The sequence below is a fragment of the Candidatus Omnitrophota bacterium genome (genome assembly GCA_040755155.1).
Taxonomy (GTDB): domain Bacteria; phylum Hinthialibacterota; class Hinthialibacteria; order Hinthialibacterales; family Hinthialibacteraceae; genus JBFMBP01.
Genome location: JBFMBP010000091.1, coordinates 28,841 through 45,332, shown reverse-complemented (window position 1 = coordinate 45,332; position 16,492 = coordinate 28,841). Strand labels below are relative to the sequence as shown.

At 53.0% G+C, this 16,492-nt stretch carries 6 protein-coding genes; 1 reads left to right on the top strand and 5 read right to left on the bottom strand.

Features of this window, described 5'->3' with window-relative positions; all coding sequences use genetic code 11:
- The first annotated feature begins 68 nt into the window (after positions 1-68).
- Positions 69-536: a YhcH/YjgK/YiaL family protein gene (locus AB1656_13185; protein ID MEW6236334.1), complete on the top strand. Its 468-nt coding sequence runs from the start codon at positions 69-71 to the stop codon at positions 534-536.
- Between the two features lie 252 nt (positions 537-788).
- Here the strand turns inward: AB1656_13185 and AB1656_13180 are convergent, their stop codons facing one another.
- From AB1656_13180 to AB1656_13160, 5 genes are all read right to left on the bottom strand, one after another.
- On the bottom strand, positions 789-1,595 hold the full coding sequence (locus AB1656_13180) for an MBL fold metallo-hydrolase (GenBank protein ID MEW6236333.1): 807 nt from the start codon (positions 1,593-1,595) through the stop codon (positions 789-791).
- Positions 1,596-1,605: 10 nt separating this feature from the next.
- Positions 1,606-3,690 carry a beta-N-acetylhexosaminidase gene (locus AB1656_13175; GenBank protein ID MEW6236332.1) on the bottom strand — a complete coding sequence of 695 codons (2,085 nt, stop codon included), beginning with the start codon at positions 3,688-3,690 and terminating at the stop codon, positions 1,606-1,608.
- Between the two features lie 260 nt (positions 3,691-3,950).
- Positions 3,951-4,922 carry a hypothetical protein gene (locus AB1656_13170; GenBank protein MEW6236331.1) on the bottom strand — a complete coding sequence of 324 codons (972 nt, stop codon included), beginning with the start codon at positions 4,920-4,922 and terminating at the stop codon, positions 3,951-3,953.
- 10 nt (positions 4,923-4,932) lie between these two features.
- On the bottom strand, positions 4,933-9,573 hold the full coding sequence (locus AB1656_13165; protein MEW6236330.1) for a type I polyketide synthase: 4,641 nt from the start codon (positions 9,571-9,573) through the stop codon (positions 4,933-4,935).
- Positions 9,570-16,439, bottom strand: a complete 6,870-nt coding sequence (locus AB1656_13160) for a type I polyketide synthase (GenBank protein ID MEW6236329.1) — start codon at positions 16,437-16,439, stop codon at positions 9,570-9,572. The genes AB1656_13165 and AB1656_13160 overlap by 4 nt, the downstream gene beginning before the upstream one ends.
- Positions 16,440-16,492: the final 53 nt, after the last annotated feature.

The following is a 16,492-nucleotide window of genomic DNA, read 5'->3' as shown; positions in this document are numbered from 1 at the left end:
CGCGTCTCTTCCCTCTCGCCGAATTCATGGTTAGATAAGATTCAAAATATATTGGACTGAGGTGAAACATGATCGTCGACTTACTGCAAAATTGGGAACAATATTCGTTTGGACCCGCTGGCCGGCGCGCTTTCGAATTTCTTCTTGACCTAAAACCCGATGCGGAGGAGAAAAAATTCGAGATCATAGGCGAAGACGTCTTCGCGCGGATCATGAGTTACGAAACCCTGCCGCCGGAGAAAACAGGGCTGGAAACGCATAGGATCTATGCGGATATCCAATTATTGTTGGCGGGAACCGAACGGATCGAATGGCATCCCAAGGCGTTGCTGGAAGTGAAAACGCCGTACAATCCGGAAAAAGATATCGAATTCCATCATTGCGGCAAACCCGCTCCCGCGCATACCGACTTAAGCCCCGGACTCTTCGTCCTCTATCTGCCGCAAGACGCCCATCGGCCTCAGCTCGCCATCAACGGTCCGGAACGCGTCAAAAAAGTCGTGATTAAAATCAAAGCCGATTTAGTCATGGCCTAATTTTTTTCATCAAAAGAACATCTCTCTCGTCTTTCGCGGGCGGGGGAGATAATGCCATGATATCCTATGTTCTTTCAATGGATAATACCAACATGCATTGAGATTGTTGTTTTCAAAATTCCTCTCCCAAGATTGGGAGAGGTTAGGTGAGGGTTGATATTATTAGGCTTATATTTCCCTCACCCTAACCCTCTCCCAATGGGCGAGGGAATTTATAAGCTGCAATTTTAACGCAGATTGGTATAATTTGCTTTATTGCCGATTCCAATTTTTCACTTTCGTTTTGACAGGCGGGAAGGATTGCCCTTCTTTGAAAATCATCACCTCAACGGCGCCCGCCAGTTCCTGCTTGAATTTCTCGGCATCCTGGGCGCTGCCCACGACGGCGCCGTAGTGCATGGGAACAGCGATGGCGGGATGGATGACTTTCGCTGCTTGGGCGGCTTCCACAGCGTTCATCGTGTAGGTTCCTCCTATGGGAAGAAGGGCGATATCCGTTTCGATGTTGGCCATCTCCGGAATGTTATCCGTATCCCCCGCCTGGTAAACGCGGCGCCCATCGCTGAGAGTTACGACGAAGCCGAGATAGTTTTTCGATTTGGGATGATTGGTTTTGGTTATGTTATAGGAAGGAACCGCTTCGATTTTTAGTTTATTCCATTCGATTTTATCGCCCGGCTTCATCGTTTTCGTCTCCAGCCCCAGACTTTTCAACTTGGTTGCCGATTCCGGCTCGGTGACGAGAACCGTTCCCTCTTTCATGACGGCGCGGACGGCGGAGACATTGCAATGATCGTCATGGGAATGCGTGACGAAAATAATATGGGCGTCGCGCGGAGAACCGGTTACGCCATAGGGATCGAAATAGAGGATCGTCTCCTCATCCTGGATGCGGAAGCAGGATTGCTTGATCCAGGTAAAGCCGCCTAAGAGAACTTCCGGCTCAAGGGGGAGTTCCTCTTCACTAAAAGCATTTATCCGATTTCTCCCTAGAAGAGCGAGGCCTCCGCATCCCGCCAGGGCAAGAAAACGTCTACGCATTATGGGTTGGTTCATCATATCCCTCCTATTATTCCACGTAAAATCCAAGCGTTTCCGGAGCAGGTAGCGCTTTGGTTTTGTAGTACTCTTCCCACGCCTGGTTGATTTTATCGTACATCTCCCAGCCGCGAAAGATTTCGCGGTCCCAGAGCGCCAGCGTTCCTTCTAGATTATAGGGCGTATTGCCCCGCAGCCACAAATCCCGGTAGAGAGATTTCAGATTCCCGGCAAGAAAAATGAAATCGTAAACGCGGCATTTGTTGGCTTTGGTGGAGGCGCCCAATTGGATGCCCGCCAATTGGATGCGGGAGCGGTCGTTGGATTGACGGGCGGCGCGATAGATGCGGCTCATTTCGGGGCCGTATTGCAGTTTGAGACCGGCGAGATCGAGGCGCAGGGCGGCGTATTCGATGAAGTCCAAAAGATCGGCGTTGCGCAGCGGCTTTTGGCGGCTTTCGTATATGCGCTCCAATGCGTTCTCGGCATGGATTCTCATATCGCGCAGTTTCGGTTCCCACTGGACAATGCGTTTTTGGATTTCTTCCTCGAAGGGATCAAGCCAGAAGAGGCGGATAGAACTGCCGGAATAGAGCGACTCGGCGATGACTTGGGATTCCAATACTTCATGATAGACCTTAAGAACATCGCCCGTTGCGTCGCCGTGAAATGCCCAGGCGAAACCGCGTTCGAACGCTTCGAGATCGGGCGCTTGCGGCTGCCATCCGGCGGCGGCGCCGTAAGCGAAGCCATAATAGTTTAGGCTGTGCAGTTCTTCGCAAGTATCGATCCATAAGGTATTCAATATCCCATCGGTTCCGCTCTCTCGGCCTCGTTTGAGAAAGACGTCGACGACTTGGCTCATTCCTTTGAAATTGGGATAAATTTGCATCCAATTGCGAACTCCGGGACAGACGACGAAGGGAAGCCCAGCGTCGGCGAAGGGTTTTACTAGCGGCGTAAAATCGTCTTGGCGCTCGAAGTAACTCCAGGTCATCATGCGCATGTTTTTAGGGATGCTGTTAATAATTTCAGGATGATTCAGCAGAATGTCGCCCCAGACTTCCGGCGTACGGCCATAGGAGCGGATGATTTTCTGCACCTTGAGAGCGTGTTCAAGGTAAATTTCTCCAGCGGGACGATTTGGATGCCGTTCGCGGCTGCGTCCGGTTCCCAGTTCGTAAGTTTCGTCTCCGCCCGCATGGATGGATTTAGAGGGAAATAATTCCGCCAGGGTTTTCACGCATTTTTCGACGAATTCGTCAACGCCTTGTTGGCCGGGAGATAGTTCGCCGCCGTGAGGAACTTCGGCGAGATCGGAATATTTTTCTACGCGCAAGTTGTTGTGCAAATGGCCGTGGAATTGGACGCAGGGAACGATTTCGACGTAATTCTGCGCGCCCGCCGCCACGATGGCGCGGATATCGTCCGGCGTATAGCGTCCGTTGGTTTCGCCGATAAGCGGCTGGTTGGGATATTCGAGCGTATCTTCGGAATAGAGGTAATACTTATTGAGTTTGAATTCGGCCATGGAAGCGATGAAGCGTTTGACCGTTTCCAGGTTGGGGAGAATCCCTTGGCTGGAATCGATCATGACGCCCCGGAATCCGGATTCAGGCCAATCGGAGATTCGGACGGCGGGTAACGTCAGAGAGTGATTATCTATAGGATACAGCAATTGCAGAAAAGTCTGAGCGGCGTAGAAAAGCCCGGCGCCGGAGTTCCCCGCCAATAGAATGCGTTTGGACGTAGATTCCAAGAAATAACCTTCCGGCGTTTGCGGCTTCTTCTCTCCTAATTGGTTTATCGCCTCCGCCGCCGCATCGCGTCCGGCGATAGCCAATACGATTTGCAGCGCGTCCGAATCGGCTGGGGCGACGGCGAGGGGAAAATCCGGCTGGGTCATTTCACCGATGCGCCGCCGCAACAAATCCGCGGCGTTGCGATAATCGGGATGTGAGGCGTCGGGAATCGACAGCGCGGCGTTGGAACTTAATGTGATTTCTCCTGACAATATCTCCACGCTGCGCGGTTGGGGAATTAATAAAATTTCGCTGGCGGAAGCAAGCAGGCAAAAGAAATTCAAACAAACAATAATAAAAGCATTTCGGAACATGACGAATCTCCTATAGCGTTCAGCGCGATTCAGCGTAATGGGCGAGACGATTATCGCAAAAAATTTTAAATACCGAAAGCGGAGATAATAAAGTCTATTCATGAAATCAATTTAATATATGGACTCATCTATCATCACTCTCGAAATGGTTTCCCATTTTTTCGTGATTTTCGCTTTTCTTTCGTGGTTTCGTGATTCAATACGGCATGTAATTCAATTTCATCGCGTTTTCATCCAGCCTAACATGAAGCAAGATGGATTCAGGCGTCGATCTTCTCCCAAACGGTTCCGATCGCCGCTTCGCCGGGAAGATGGCCTTGGCATACGGCGCGGCAAATGCGGCTATCGCCGCTGCATTCGAACGACAATTCGACGCAGGAGCCTTCTAGATAAAAGACATTATTCGTTTTGTGGATCAAGCGAGTTTTGTAAGCATTGTCGAAATATAAAAAATCATCTCCAACGGCGACGATCCATTCCTGGCCGGAATGGATTTCTCGGTACCGTCCGGCGAAATCAGCCCAATTGTTTATTGGATGGGATGGATGATCGATATTATCAATGCCGAGAAAATCGCCGATGCGCCGCCTATATTCGTCCCAATCGCCTTGAGAATTTTCTATGGCGAGTTTTCGCTGCGGAAATTGCTCATAAAGAGCATCCATGAATTCGCGAAAATGTTGGAACGCCTCTACGATTTTATTTACATTGTCAATTTTCCGCTTTTTTCCCAATGGCGTTTCGCTGAATTTTGCGATGAGAAAACGATAAAACTCGCCGCCTCTTTTTTCGTTGATTCTATGCAGCGCCTGTGCGATGTCGTCTTGATAAAGATAAATCAAAATCGGATGGAGTTCGTGGATTAGAGGAGGAATTTGCTGAGAGTAGGCGATAATTTCGCCTTTTTCCGCACCCATCAATAACAAGGAACCGGCCGAGGTTTGGAAGAAAGCGCTTTCGAGGATAATGACGCGCTGGGTTCCTTTTAATTCGCTGGCAAGTTTTTCCCAATTCTCCAAGGCTTTTTTATGAATGCGGTTCGGTTCGGATAGGCCTGTTTTCAAAGCCGCTTCTACTTCATCTGCATGGAAAATGGGATGGGGAACCTCATGTTCGTAGAACCATTGCGCGTCGATTCCCTGACGGATCATGTTCAAATAAAGCCGTTGAGCTGTCGTCGATTTTCCCGAACCGGATATGCCTTCGATGAGAATTAAATTCGTTGAAATCATGAAGCATCGCCTATTCTTCACTTCTTAACAACTTTTCCAAGCGGGATAATTTATCCTCAATGGAATCATCAGCGGCCTTCGCCGCTTCGTTCAATGCGGGAATGATAATCGGCTTTTCCACTTTTCTATCGTCATTCCAATGAAAATGTTCGTGCGCCAAAAATTCCGCCAGCGAACGAATGTTGGGTTGATCGAAGATCAACGTCGATGATAACGATAGATTCAATTGTGCGGCAAGGCGGTTTTTTAGTTCAACAGCCATCAGAGAATCCATGCCCAAATCGAAAAAACCGCGCAGAGGATCGGGCGTACAATCCGGCTCGTAATCGAGAATAGCCGCCGTTTGCGCTTGCAGAAACGCAAGTAACAGATGCAAGCGATCTTCCTCATTTTCCTTTTCCCATAGTTCAATAAGATTCGATTTATGCGATGGCGTCAGCGCGGACTCGGAGGGCGCAGCGGCGATTTCCTGAAAAAGCGTCCTTGCGCCTCTTGCTTCGTATATCTCTTTAAATCTGTTCCAATGGACATCGGCGACAACGGTTTGACCTGTTTTGGCAGCCAGAAGAAAACCCAACGCCGACAGAGCGGTTTCCGGCGGCAAGGCGTTGACGCCCATTTTGGCAAGCGCCTCGAGATGTTCCGGCGCCGCCATGCCGCCGCCCGACCACGGCCCCCAATCGATCGTCAAAGCAGGCAAACCAAGGCTTTTACGGTAAAATGCCAAACCGTCCAAGAATTGATTCGCCGCCGCGTAGTGGGCTTGTCCCTTGGAACCCCAAACGGAAGCGATGGAAGAGTACATTGCGAAGAAATCCAAATCCCGATGGAGAGTATGCTGATGCAACAACCAAGCGCCTGTAGTTTTGGGCGGCAAAACGGATTGAAACGCGGCGGCGTCCATCGATGCAATGAGTTCATAACTGGCAACGCCCGCCGCATGAATCGCGCCGCGCAAGGGAACGCCTGCGGCGTCGATCTCGGCGAATACTCTGGCCATATCTTCTTCTGACGAGACGTCCGCTTTGCATACTGAAACCTGAACGCCAGCCTCTTTTAGACGATATATGGCTGCCATTGCATCGCCTGCGGCTCCCCGGCGGCTGGTCAGAATCAACCGTCTGGCGCCATGCTGCGCCAGCCATGCGGCCGTATGCAAACCTAGGGCGCCGGTTCCGCCTGTAATGAGATAAGCGGCGCTAGGCTGGCAGCGAAATTCCTTGGGAATTATGGCCTCGCTAGGCGACAGGCGGGCGGCGAAGCGTTGGCCAGGACGCAAGGCGATCAGGTCTTCGCCTTCGGAATCGACGATTTCCGCTAATAAATCTTCGGCTTCGTTTTCCTGCAGTTGCGGCGCCAGATCGAATAGTCCTCCCCAATATTCGGGATATTCCAAAGCGAAGGATTTCCCCCAGCCCCAAATGGGCGTCTGCGCCAGAGCGATGGATGATGTTCCAACAGATGCGGCGCTGCGGGTGACGAAGCGCAAACGCGGCGGCGGAGAGGATTGCAAACGAACAAGAACTTTTGCTAGATGCAATGCGCTTTCGCAACTTTGCGTTAACGCCAGTTCGATGGAGGCGGGCGTCAAGCTGGCTGTGGACGGCGCGTCCAGGCTCCATAGATGAACGATCTCCCCCAGCGGCGCCGAAGAGCCATTCGCGATGTCGTGAAACAGCAATTTAAAATCCGTCGCATTGCTAGGATCGAGAGACCAGGTTTTATCATCGATTTTATTAAATGTACGATCGCAATAAACCATAAATACTTCCTGATTGAACGATGCGAGCATTTGAACTAGTGTATTTCCCAAACCGCTTTTATCGGCGAAGATCAGCCAAGTCTTGCGCTCGCCGTTGCGCAAGGACTCCAAAGACAGAGAGCGGCGGCGAGGACAAGGGCGCCATTGCCATTCGTAGAACCAATGCTGCACGGCGGCTAACGACGATTCGCGTAGGCATTGCCCAGCGAGGATTTGTAGGCAATCCGCCATGTCCATCTTTTCTTCGAGCGAACGATGGCAGGTTTGGACGAGGCGTTGGGATAATCGTTGAACGTCTCCTTGTTGCAGAAGCGCGATGGATTCGCTGCATTCGTTCGGCGAAGCCGATTGCCTCGCCTGCGGCGCATCCACCCAATAGCGGCGGCGTTGGAAGGGATAGGTAGGCAATTCCACGCGGCGTCGAGCATAATCGCGATCAAAACCGCGCCAATTGATTTTTGCACCACGTATATAGAGTATGCTGAGGCTTTGCAGCATGACGCGCCAATCCGAACCGTCTTTTCGCAAGCTGGGCAGCCATAATCCCGCATCCTTGCCGTCCATGCCGCACAAGACGGGATGGGGGCCAATCTCAAGGAAGATTTCGCAGCCGCTTTGCCGCAGCGTCTTTATTCCCGCATCGAATTGCCCCGGCATGCAAGCCTGGCGGCCCCAATAATCCGGCTGAGTATATTCCTCCCGTTCGAATCTGCCCGTAATGCTGGAAATCAACCCTAATGAAGGCTGCGATAAGGAAATCTTCAACGCCGCGTTTTCCAATTCATCTAATAGGGATTCGCTCTCATTGTCTTGGCGCATAGTCTGCATCAAGCGCGCCCGCTCGGCGGTCCATCGCAAGCCGTCTTCCAGGCTAAATACTCCCGCCAGGCAAGCGGCGGCGCATTCGCCCGCATCACAACCCATAACGGCGGCCGGTTCGATCCCCCATGAACGCCATAATTGCGCCAATAAATATTCCAAAGAGAATAAGGCGGGCTGGGCGTAACCTATATTGTTTAATAATATATTGTTATCTTCTAAATAATATAAAATGTCAATTAAATGTTTATCCATGCAAGGACGCAACATCTCGGCGCAACAATCCATGCTTTGGCGAAAAGCGGGCGATGTTTCATAGAGTTGGCGTCCCATTCCCGCATACTGCGAACCGATTCCGGAAAAGAGAAACGCAACCTTGGGTTGGAAATCGCTTGGCGATATTCCTTGGAAAATATCGTCATCTTTCCTTTGGGCAATATGCGCGGATAACGATTTTTGCGCTCGATCTATCAACGGCGTTATTATGGCGAGGCGATGCTGGTGATGGGATCGTCCTGCGTTGGCGGTGAAACAGACGTCTTCTATTGGCAAGGAAGGATGAGAGGCGAGATGATTATCATAGCGGACGGCGAGTTGTTGCAACGCCTCTTCCGATTTCGCCGACAGCGTCAATACATGCAATGGGCGCTCGATCTCAGCGCGTTGGATTAAGGTTGATGGCGCTTCTTCTAAGATAACATGGACATTGGTTCCGCTTATGCCGAAGGAACTGACGCCCGCTATTCTTGGCGACTCGCAACGAGGCCAAGGCGTATTTTCTTGAGGAACCTTAATAGAAATTTCATCCCAAGGAATATGGGGATTGGGTCGATGAAAATGAATTTGCCGGGGAATTTCATTATGCTGAAAACAAAGGACAGTCTTGATCAAACCGACGATTCCGGCGGCGGCTTCCAAATGGCCAATATTCGCTTTGACGGAACCGATCCATAAAGGATTTTGCTGCGAGCGTCCTTGGCCCAACGCAGCGTTAAGCGATCGTATTTCGATAGGATCGCCTAACGCGGTCCCGGTTCCGTGGGCTTCCACATAGCTGATTTGTTGCGGCGCGATTTTGGCATTGCTCAGCGCTTGCTGAATGACGGCTTGTTGGGCGGCGGCGTTGGGAACCGTCAAGCCGCTGCTGGGACCGCCGTGGTTGAGAGCGGAGCCGCGGATGATGGCGTGAATAGGATCGCCATCGGCGATGGCGTCCGAGAGGCGCTTGAGCACGGCGGCGCCGCAGCCCTCGCCCCGGCCATAGCCGTCGGCGGCGGCGTCGAATACCTTGCAGCGGCCATCGGGCGACAGCGCCTTGGCGCGGCATAGGAAGATCGTCACTTCCGGCGAAAGGATGAGTTGAACTCCCCCAGCGAGCGCCAAATCGGATTCCCGCGAGCGCAAACTTTGACAAGCGAGATGGACGGCGGCCAGCGAAGAAGAACAAGCCGTGTCGAGAGCCAGGTTGGGGCCTTGCAAACCAAGGATATAGGATAAGCGGCCAGCGGCGAAGCAGAGGCCGTTTCCCGTCCCGTCGAAAGCGCTAATGCGCGCAGGATCGCCGCCGAATAACGACAATCGCGCATAATCGATTTGCCCAATGCCGACAAAAACGCCGGTACGGCTTTGCGCCAATTCGTCCGGCGCTTGTCCCGCATTTTCCAACGCTTCCCAAAATACTTCCAACAATAGCCGCTGTTGCGGATCCATGCTTTTGGCTTCGCGGGGGGATAGGCCGAAGAACGACGGATCGAATCGATCCACATCTTGCAAAAAGCCGCCGCCGCGAACGTAGATTTTCCCCGCCGCATCGGGATCGAGATCGTAATAGACGCTGGCGTCCCAACGATCTTGGGGCCACTCGGTTACAGCGTCGGTTCCATCGCGCAAGAGATTCCAATAGCGGAAAAGATCGTCTGCGCCGCCGGGAAAGCGGCAGCCCAAACCGACAATGGCGATCGGCTCCGCTTGCGTCCGCTCGCAGGCATCGAGCCGGGAGCGCATTTTCTTGAGCGCAATCGCCGCTTTTTGCAGGGGAGATATGGAATCCATTGTTTTATCGGCGCTCATGAATTCCATCTTTCCCATTCTTCGTCGATGAGAGACGCCAATTCATTTTCATCCATGCGCAAGATCTCTTCCACTATCGCCAGCTCCGATTCTTGCAAGGGCGGCTTTGCCGCTTCGCCGGGAGAATCGAAATGGAGTTTGGCGGCGATCAAGTATTGGGAGAGAGCCGTTATTGTCGAATACTCGAAAGCGATCGTAGCGGGCAGCGAACAATTCAACGCCCCTTCCAAGCGGTTTTTCAAATCGACCGCCATTAACGAATCCATACCCATATCGAAAAAGCCCTGCTGGCTATCGAATCGGCGTGATGATTCGAATCCCATAACGCTGGCGGTTTCTGCTCGAATGCAATCCATCAATACATTCAACCTTTCATTGGGATGACATTTTTTCAGAAGTTGCAAAATGGCGGAAGGCGGCGAAGATTCTTTCTCTAGCTTGCGCGGGCATAATTCGGCGAACAACGATCTTGGTTCTCCTTTGATGGTTTGAGAGAAGCTTAGCCAATCGACCGGCATCGCGGCTGCTTGAATAACGTTGGAAGCGAGCGCTTGTTCCAAAGCGAGAAAACCCTGTTCCAGATTAATCGTATTCATTCCCTGAGACGCCATTCGCTCTTGATGGCGGCTTTCTAGTCTCGCCGCCATGCCCTGACCTTTCCATAGTCCCCAATTGACGCTCAACGCCGCCAGTCCTTGCGTCCGCCGATAATGAACCAAGGCGTCCATGAAATGGTTTGCGGCGGCGTAGTTGGCTTGTCCCTGCGATCCGAGGATAGCGGCGGCGGATGAATAGAGGACGAAGAAATCCAAGGGGAGGTTCATAGTCCATTGATGCAGGTTCCACGCGCCGCGCATCTTGGGCGCCATGACTCGCCGGAATTGCTCGCAGCTTAGCCGCAGAATCATGGCGTCCTCGACGACTCCGGCGGCGTGAACGAGGCCGCGCAACGGCGGCATGGAAGACTGCATTTCATCGCGCAGCCGCGCAACATCCTCCGGCTGAGAGGCGTCGGCTTGAAAAACAAAAATGCGAACCCCTTTTTCTTCCAACCGATGCAGCGCTTCTTGCGCTTGATCTGTTGGTCCACGCCGTCCGCATAGCGCTAAAAATCGCGCGCCTTTCTCCACCAGCCACTCGGCGGTCTTCAAACCCAATTCTCCGAGTCCGCCGGTAATTAAATAGGAGGCGTCTGGTTTTAGGGAAAATTCACGCGGCTCGGCAATAGCGGAGAGAACGAGGCGGGCGGCGAATCGTTTTCCTTCGTGATAGGCGATTTGATCCTCTTCGGGATTCATAATCTCCAACAATAAGGCCGATATTTCACGATCTTCAAAAGAAAGATCTATAGCGCCGCCCCAAAGCTCGGGATGTTCGAGCGCGATAACGCGGCCCATCCCCCACAACGGCGCTTGCGCAATTGAAAGATGATGCGGGGATGGCTCAGCAGCAACGGCGCCTTGCGTCGCCAACCATAAGCGGGGCATCGCGCTCGGACGTTGTTGCAATAAGGATTGAATCATAAGCATGACGCTTTCGCATCCCAGCGTTTGCGCCTGCTCCAGCGCGGCGATGGATAAATCTTCCGTCGGAGCGGCATCGAAACTCCAAAAATGAATAATCGCTTTTAGCGGCAAATCGCAAACCCGCAGAATTTCTTCTAAAACAATTTCATAATCCTGCCGATTGGCGGGGCGAATATTCCATACGTTATCTTCGATTTTGCGATAGGAATCTTGCGCATTGACGAGATAGACTGTTTGTCTTTTGTTTTCTAAAACATCCGCCAAACGGCGGCCTATACCGGAACGATCGGCGAAGATCAACCAACGGCCTGTTTCAGTAAAAGATATGGATTCGAGCGCAGTCTCAGCACGGCGGGGCGTTGGACGCCATTGGATTTCATAAAACCAATTTTTGATTGAGGAAAATAGCGTCTCGCGTTCATGGCGGCGGCGGACGAGTTCCAGAAACTCCGGCAGCCATCGCTTTTTCTCTTCCGAAAGCCCCAGTTCTTGCGCCAATTCTTCCGCGTCGCCTTGCAATATTCGATTCAGGATAGGGGAAGATTCAACCGCGCCGGACGAAATGTTCGCCGCCGATCGCGCGCTGCCCGCGGGCAGCCAATAACGGCGGCGTTGGAAAGGATAAGTTGGCAGATCGACTCGTTGTCGAAAATAATCGCCGTCGAAACCGCGCCAGTCTATCGGCGTTCCCCGCGCGTAGAGTTCGCCCATACTTTGCAACATCCGACGCCAATCCGATTGGCCTTGGCGCAGACTAGGCAGCCAAACCAGAGGCGCTTGCGGCAGGCATTCGCGGCCTATCCCTAATAATATCGGTTTGGGACCTATTTCTAAAAATAGATCGCAGCCCGATTGGCGAAGCGTTTCCATACCGTTTTGAAACTGCACGGGAAAACGAACATGATTGCGCCAGTAAGCGGGCGTAGCGGTTTCCGCGCCTGCAATCCTTCCAGTAACGTTGGAAATCAGAACCATCTTGGGCGATGAATAAGAAATAGACGCCGCCGTTCGTTCGAATTCATCCAATATCGAATCCATCAAAGGCGAGTGGAAAGCGTGGGAAGTATTCAGTTTTACGGTTTTGATTCCTTCTGATTCCATCGCGCTCGCTATGGCTTGAATGGCTGATCGCTGGCCCGAAATAACGACGCTTTGTGGACCATTGACTGCTGCGATGGAGACATCGCTGGAAAAGGGACGGATAGCTTCGGCGGCGTGTTCTTCGCTGGCGAAGACGGCGAACATTTCTCCATCGCGAGGCAAGGCTTGCATAAGGCGCCCGCGCGCGGCGATTAGTTTCAATCCTTCCTCGAGGCGAAATACGCCAGCCAAGCAGGCGGCGGCGTATTCGCCCACGCTATGGCCCATCAGGAAAGCCGGTTCCACGCCCCACGCCAGCCACAACTGGGCCAGAGCGTATTCCAACGAAAACAAGGCGGGTTGAGTATAAGCGGTTTCGTCAAGCGGCGATTGGTTGCCTTCTAGCGGATACAGAACATCGAGCAGAGGGCGATCCAAAAAGGCTCGCAGGATTTCATCGCATTGCTGAAGGATGCTGCGAAAAGCGGGCGAGGTTTCGTAAAGTTCTCTTCCCATGCCGACATATTGCGAACCTTGGCCGGTGAAGAGAAAAGCGATTTTGGGTTGCGATGAAGCGGCGCGAGCGCAGATCGTTCTTGCGTCGGTTTTATGGTTTATATAATCACTTAATGATTCCGCCGCCTGAGTTTTCGTTTCGCTAATTATCGCCAAGCGATTAGTAAAGTGCGCGCGGCCCATATTGGCCGTGCAACAAGCGTCCGCGAATAGTGAGTCATCGAGGCTCGTAAAATGGGCAGCGTACGATTTCGCTAAATCAATCAACGCCGCTTCTGTTTTCGCCGACAGCGTCAATATGTGAAGCGGCCTCTCGATCTCATTACCTTGTAATGGCGCTGGCGGCGCTTCTTCAATGATCGCATGGGCGTTAGTTCCGCCGAAACCGAAAGAACTGACTCCAGCCAAACGCGGGCGAACGCTTCGAGGCCAGGGCTGCGGGGTTGAAGGAATGGCGAAGGGCGAATCCGCCAAGGGAATTAAGGGATTGAGTTTTTTCAAATGCAAATGCGGCGGAATCATTTCCTGCTGCAAGGCGAGTACAACCTTGATGATGCCCGCAACGCCCGCCGCCGCTTCCAGATGGCCAATGTTAGTCTTAACGGAACCAAACCAGCAAGTTTGATCCCTCGCTCGCCCGGGCGAAAGCGCCTCGATCAACGAATTGGCTTCGATCGGGTCGCCTAGAGCCGTGCCGGTTCCGTGCGTTTCGACATAATCGATTTGATGCGGTGAAACGTTCGCATTGGCCAGCGCCTGGCGGATAACGGCCTGCTGGGCGGGGCCATTGGGCGCCGTGAGTCCGTTGCTGCGGCCATCCTGATTGACGGCGGTTCCGCGAACGATCGCCAGGATGCGGTCTCTATTCCGCTGCGCGTCCGAAAGGCGCTTGAGAACCAACATCCCGCATCCCTCGCCGCGAGCATAGCCATCGGCGCTGGCGTCGAAGGTTTTGCATCGTCCATCCGCCGCCAACATGTTAGCTTGGGAGAAAACAACGCTGAGCGCGGGGGAAAGAATCAGGTTGACGCCGCCGCATAAGGCGGCGGCGCATTCGCCCCGGCGCAGGCTATGGCAAGCCTGATGCAGCGCTGCTAACGACGAGGAACAAGCCGTATCGATGGCCAGGCTGGGGCCGCGCAAATCTAACCAATAGGAAAGGCGATTGGCGGCGACGCTGAGCGCGGAACCCGTAGCCGTATAGGCGTTGAGCAATTCAGGGCGATTGGTTTGCAATTGAAAATAATCGTTGATGCTGACGCCGAGAAAAACTCCGGTCTGGCTTCCTTCCAAAGCAATCAGCCCGGCGTTTTCCAATGCTTCCCATGTTGCCTCCATCAACAAACGATGCTGGGGGTCCATGCTTTCCGCTTCTTTGGGCGAAATGCCAAAAAATTCGGCGTCGAACTGATCTACCTCTTTCAAGAAGCCGCCAAGGCGAATATTGCCTTTTCCCGGCGTCTCGCAATTCTTGTTTGCCTCCCCCCAACGGCCAGGCGGAATTTCGCCAATAGCGTCGATCCCCTCGCGCAAGAGCCGCCAAAAGGCTTCTGTATGGGAAGCGCCGGGAAATCGGCATCCGAGACCGATGATGGCGATAGATTCGTTTGACGGCGCCAAGGCGCCGCTTCGCCGGTCTTTGACTATTTCTGCTTCTGGCGATAAATAACGCGCTAGCGCCTGAACGTTGGGATAATCGTAAACCGCCGTCGGCGAAATCTTTCTCCCCAGCCATTGCCCTATTTCCCCCGCTAAAATCGCCGCCGTCATGGAATCCAATCCATAACGAGCGAAAGGTTCTCGATGTTCAATTTCAGGCGCGGCGATTTTGAGATGATAGGAAAGACGATTTACCAACCAATCCTGGATGAATTCTCTGGTTGGCGGCTCTTGCAGTAGAGAAATATCGGCGGCTTGCGGCGATAGAGATTCGGGCGATGTTTGCCGCCATTCCGCAATTGCGTTAAGGCTATTCTCCAAGAATCCCGCACGGCAAGCATGACGCTGAATCTTGCCGCTGGAGGTTTTGGGGATTGACGCCGGGCGCAGCAATAGGATGGCGTAAATTTGCAGCCCAAATTCTTCCGCCGCGGCCTGGCGGATGGCAGCGAAAATCTCTGCCGCATTCGCCTGGCGCATAAAGCGGCGTTCCAATTCCTGCGCGATAACTAGGTTCTCTTCACTGTCCACCTCTACCGAGAAAGCGGCCCCGCCGCTGGGACGCAAGGCGGGATGGCATTGCTCGACGATCCATTCGATATCCTGCGGATAATAATTAAGCCCCCGAATGACGATCATGTCTTTGAGGCGGCCCGTTACGTAGAGTTCACCGTTCCAAATGAAACCCAAATCGCCCGTGCGCAAAAACGGCCCTTCTCCCATATCGGCAAGATGCGCTTGAAAGGTTTGTTCGGTTTCTTGGGGACGGTTCCAATATCCTTGAGCAACGCTAAGACCGCAGGTCCATATCTCGCCGACGGAACCGTCGGGGCAGGCGGTCATCGTTACAGGATCGGCGATGACGACTCTGGCTTCCGGCTCGACGCGGCCGCATCCGCATATCGTTATAGCGTTCGCTGCTGGTTTCTCGGATGCTACGATCTTATGATGGGCCAGCGCATCTGCATCGACCGTAAGCAATATACGATGATCCTTGGCCCGCGTCGCCGTGACTTTCAAGGTATTTTCCGCAAGTCCAAAGCCAGGGCAAAAAGCGTTTGCGGAAAATCCGCAAGGAGCGAAGGTTTCGGCGAATCGGCGCATCGTCTCTTCGCGAACCGGTTCGGCGGCGTTGAGAGCCATGCGCCAACGGCGTAGATCGAGCGCTTCCCGTTTTTCGGGGGCAATGGCGCGCGCGCAAAGATCGTAAGCGAAATTGGGCGCGGCGCTGTGCGTGCCGCCATAGCGCGTAATCGCTTCCAGCCAGCAATAGGGAGATTGCAAAAACAAAGCGGGATCGATCATGTAACAGGGAAAGCCGCCAAACAACGGCTGCAGCGCTCCATAAATCAAACCCATATCGTGAAAGACGGGCAGCCAGGTAACCATGACGCTGTCCGTCCCATGATCCCATCCTTGATCGAGAAAAGCCAGATTATGCAGCAGATTGGCGTGGCTGACCATAACGCCCTTGGGCGTGGATGTGGAACCGGAAGTATATTGCAAAAAAGCCAAATCGCCGCCCTGCGCGCCGGGGTCGCGCCAGCCATCGGCCATAGCGCCGTCCACTTCATCCGTCGCCAGCCAGTAGAGAGAATTCATATCCAGCGTTAAATCACGTCGTCGATCCCGATCGGCGAGAATAGACGAGACGGTAAGCGCTGCCGCCGCCTGCGCATCCCCCGCGATGGCTTGCAAGCGCCGGTCGGTTCGATGGCGCCGGGGCGGATAGCTAGGAACAGCCACGGCTCCAGCGTAGAGACAACCGAAGAAAGCGGCGATGTAATCTAATCCAGATGGATAAAACAAAAGAATTCGTTGCCCGCGTAAGTTGCGATCTTGCAAAACAGCGGCGATGGAACGCGCTTTGCAATCCAATTCTTCGTAAGCGAGCGAAACAATATCACCCTCGCCGTTGGGAAGAAAATTGTAGGCGTTCCGATCTGGCATTCGCTGCGCTTGGCGGCGAAGAAGATCGACCAGCGTAGAGACGCGGCTTCTATCAGCATCGGTTGAGAGTAAGATCATTTTTGTATGACAATATTCGATGATCGATGGAATCCATCGAAGTTTAAGTGATTTCATTCGTAAAATATTTTTCTTAATGAATACAACAAAAGCCGCAATCTGTAAATGAT

What these genes read in the sequence shown, in the direction of transcription:
- AB1656_13185 (MEW6236334.1), top strand. Translation starts at nt 69, where the DNA reads ATGATCGTCGACTTACTGCAAAATTGGGAACAATATTCGTTTGGACCC.
- AB1656_13180 (MEW6236333.1), bottom strand. Translation starts at nt 1,595, where the DNA reads ATGATGAACCAACCCATAATGCGTAGACGTTTTCTTGCCCTGGCGGGA.
- AB1656_13175 (MEW6236332.1), bottom strand. Translation starts at nt 3,690, where the DNA reads ATGTTCCGAAATGCTTTTATTATTGTTTGTTTGAATTTCTTTTGCCTG.
- AB1656_13170 (MEW6236331.1), bottom strand. Translation starts at nt 4,922, where the DNA reads ATGATTTCAACGAATTTAATTCTCATCGAAGGCATATCCGGTTCGGGA.
- AB1656_13165 (MEW6236330.1), bottom strand. Translation starts at nt 9,573, where the DNA reads ATGAGCGCCGATAAAACAATGGATTCCATATCTCCCCTGCAAAAAGCG.
- AB1656_13160 (MEW6236329.1), bottom strand. Translation starts at nt 16,439, where the DNA reads ATGAAATCACTTAAACTTCGATGGATTCCATCGATCATCGAATATTGT.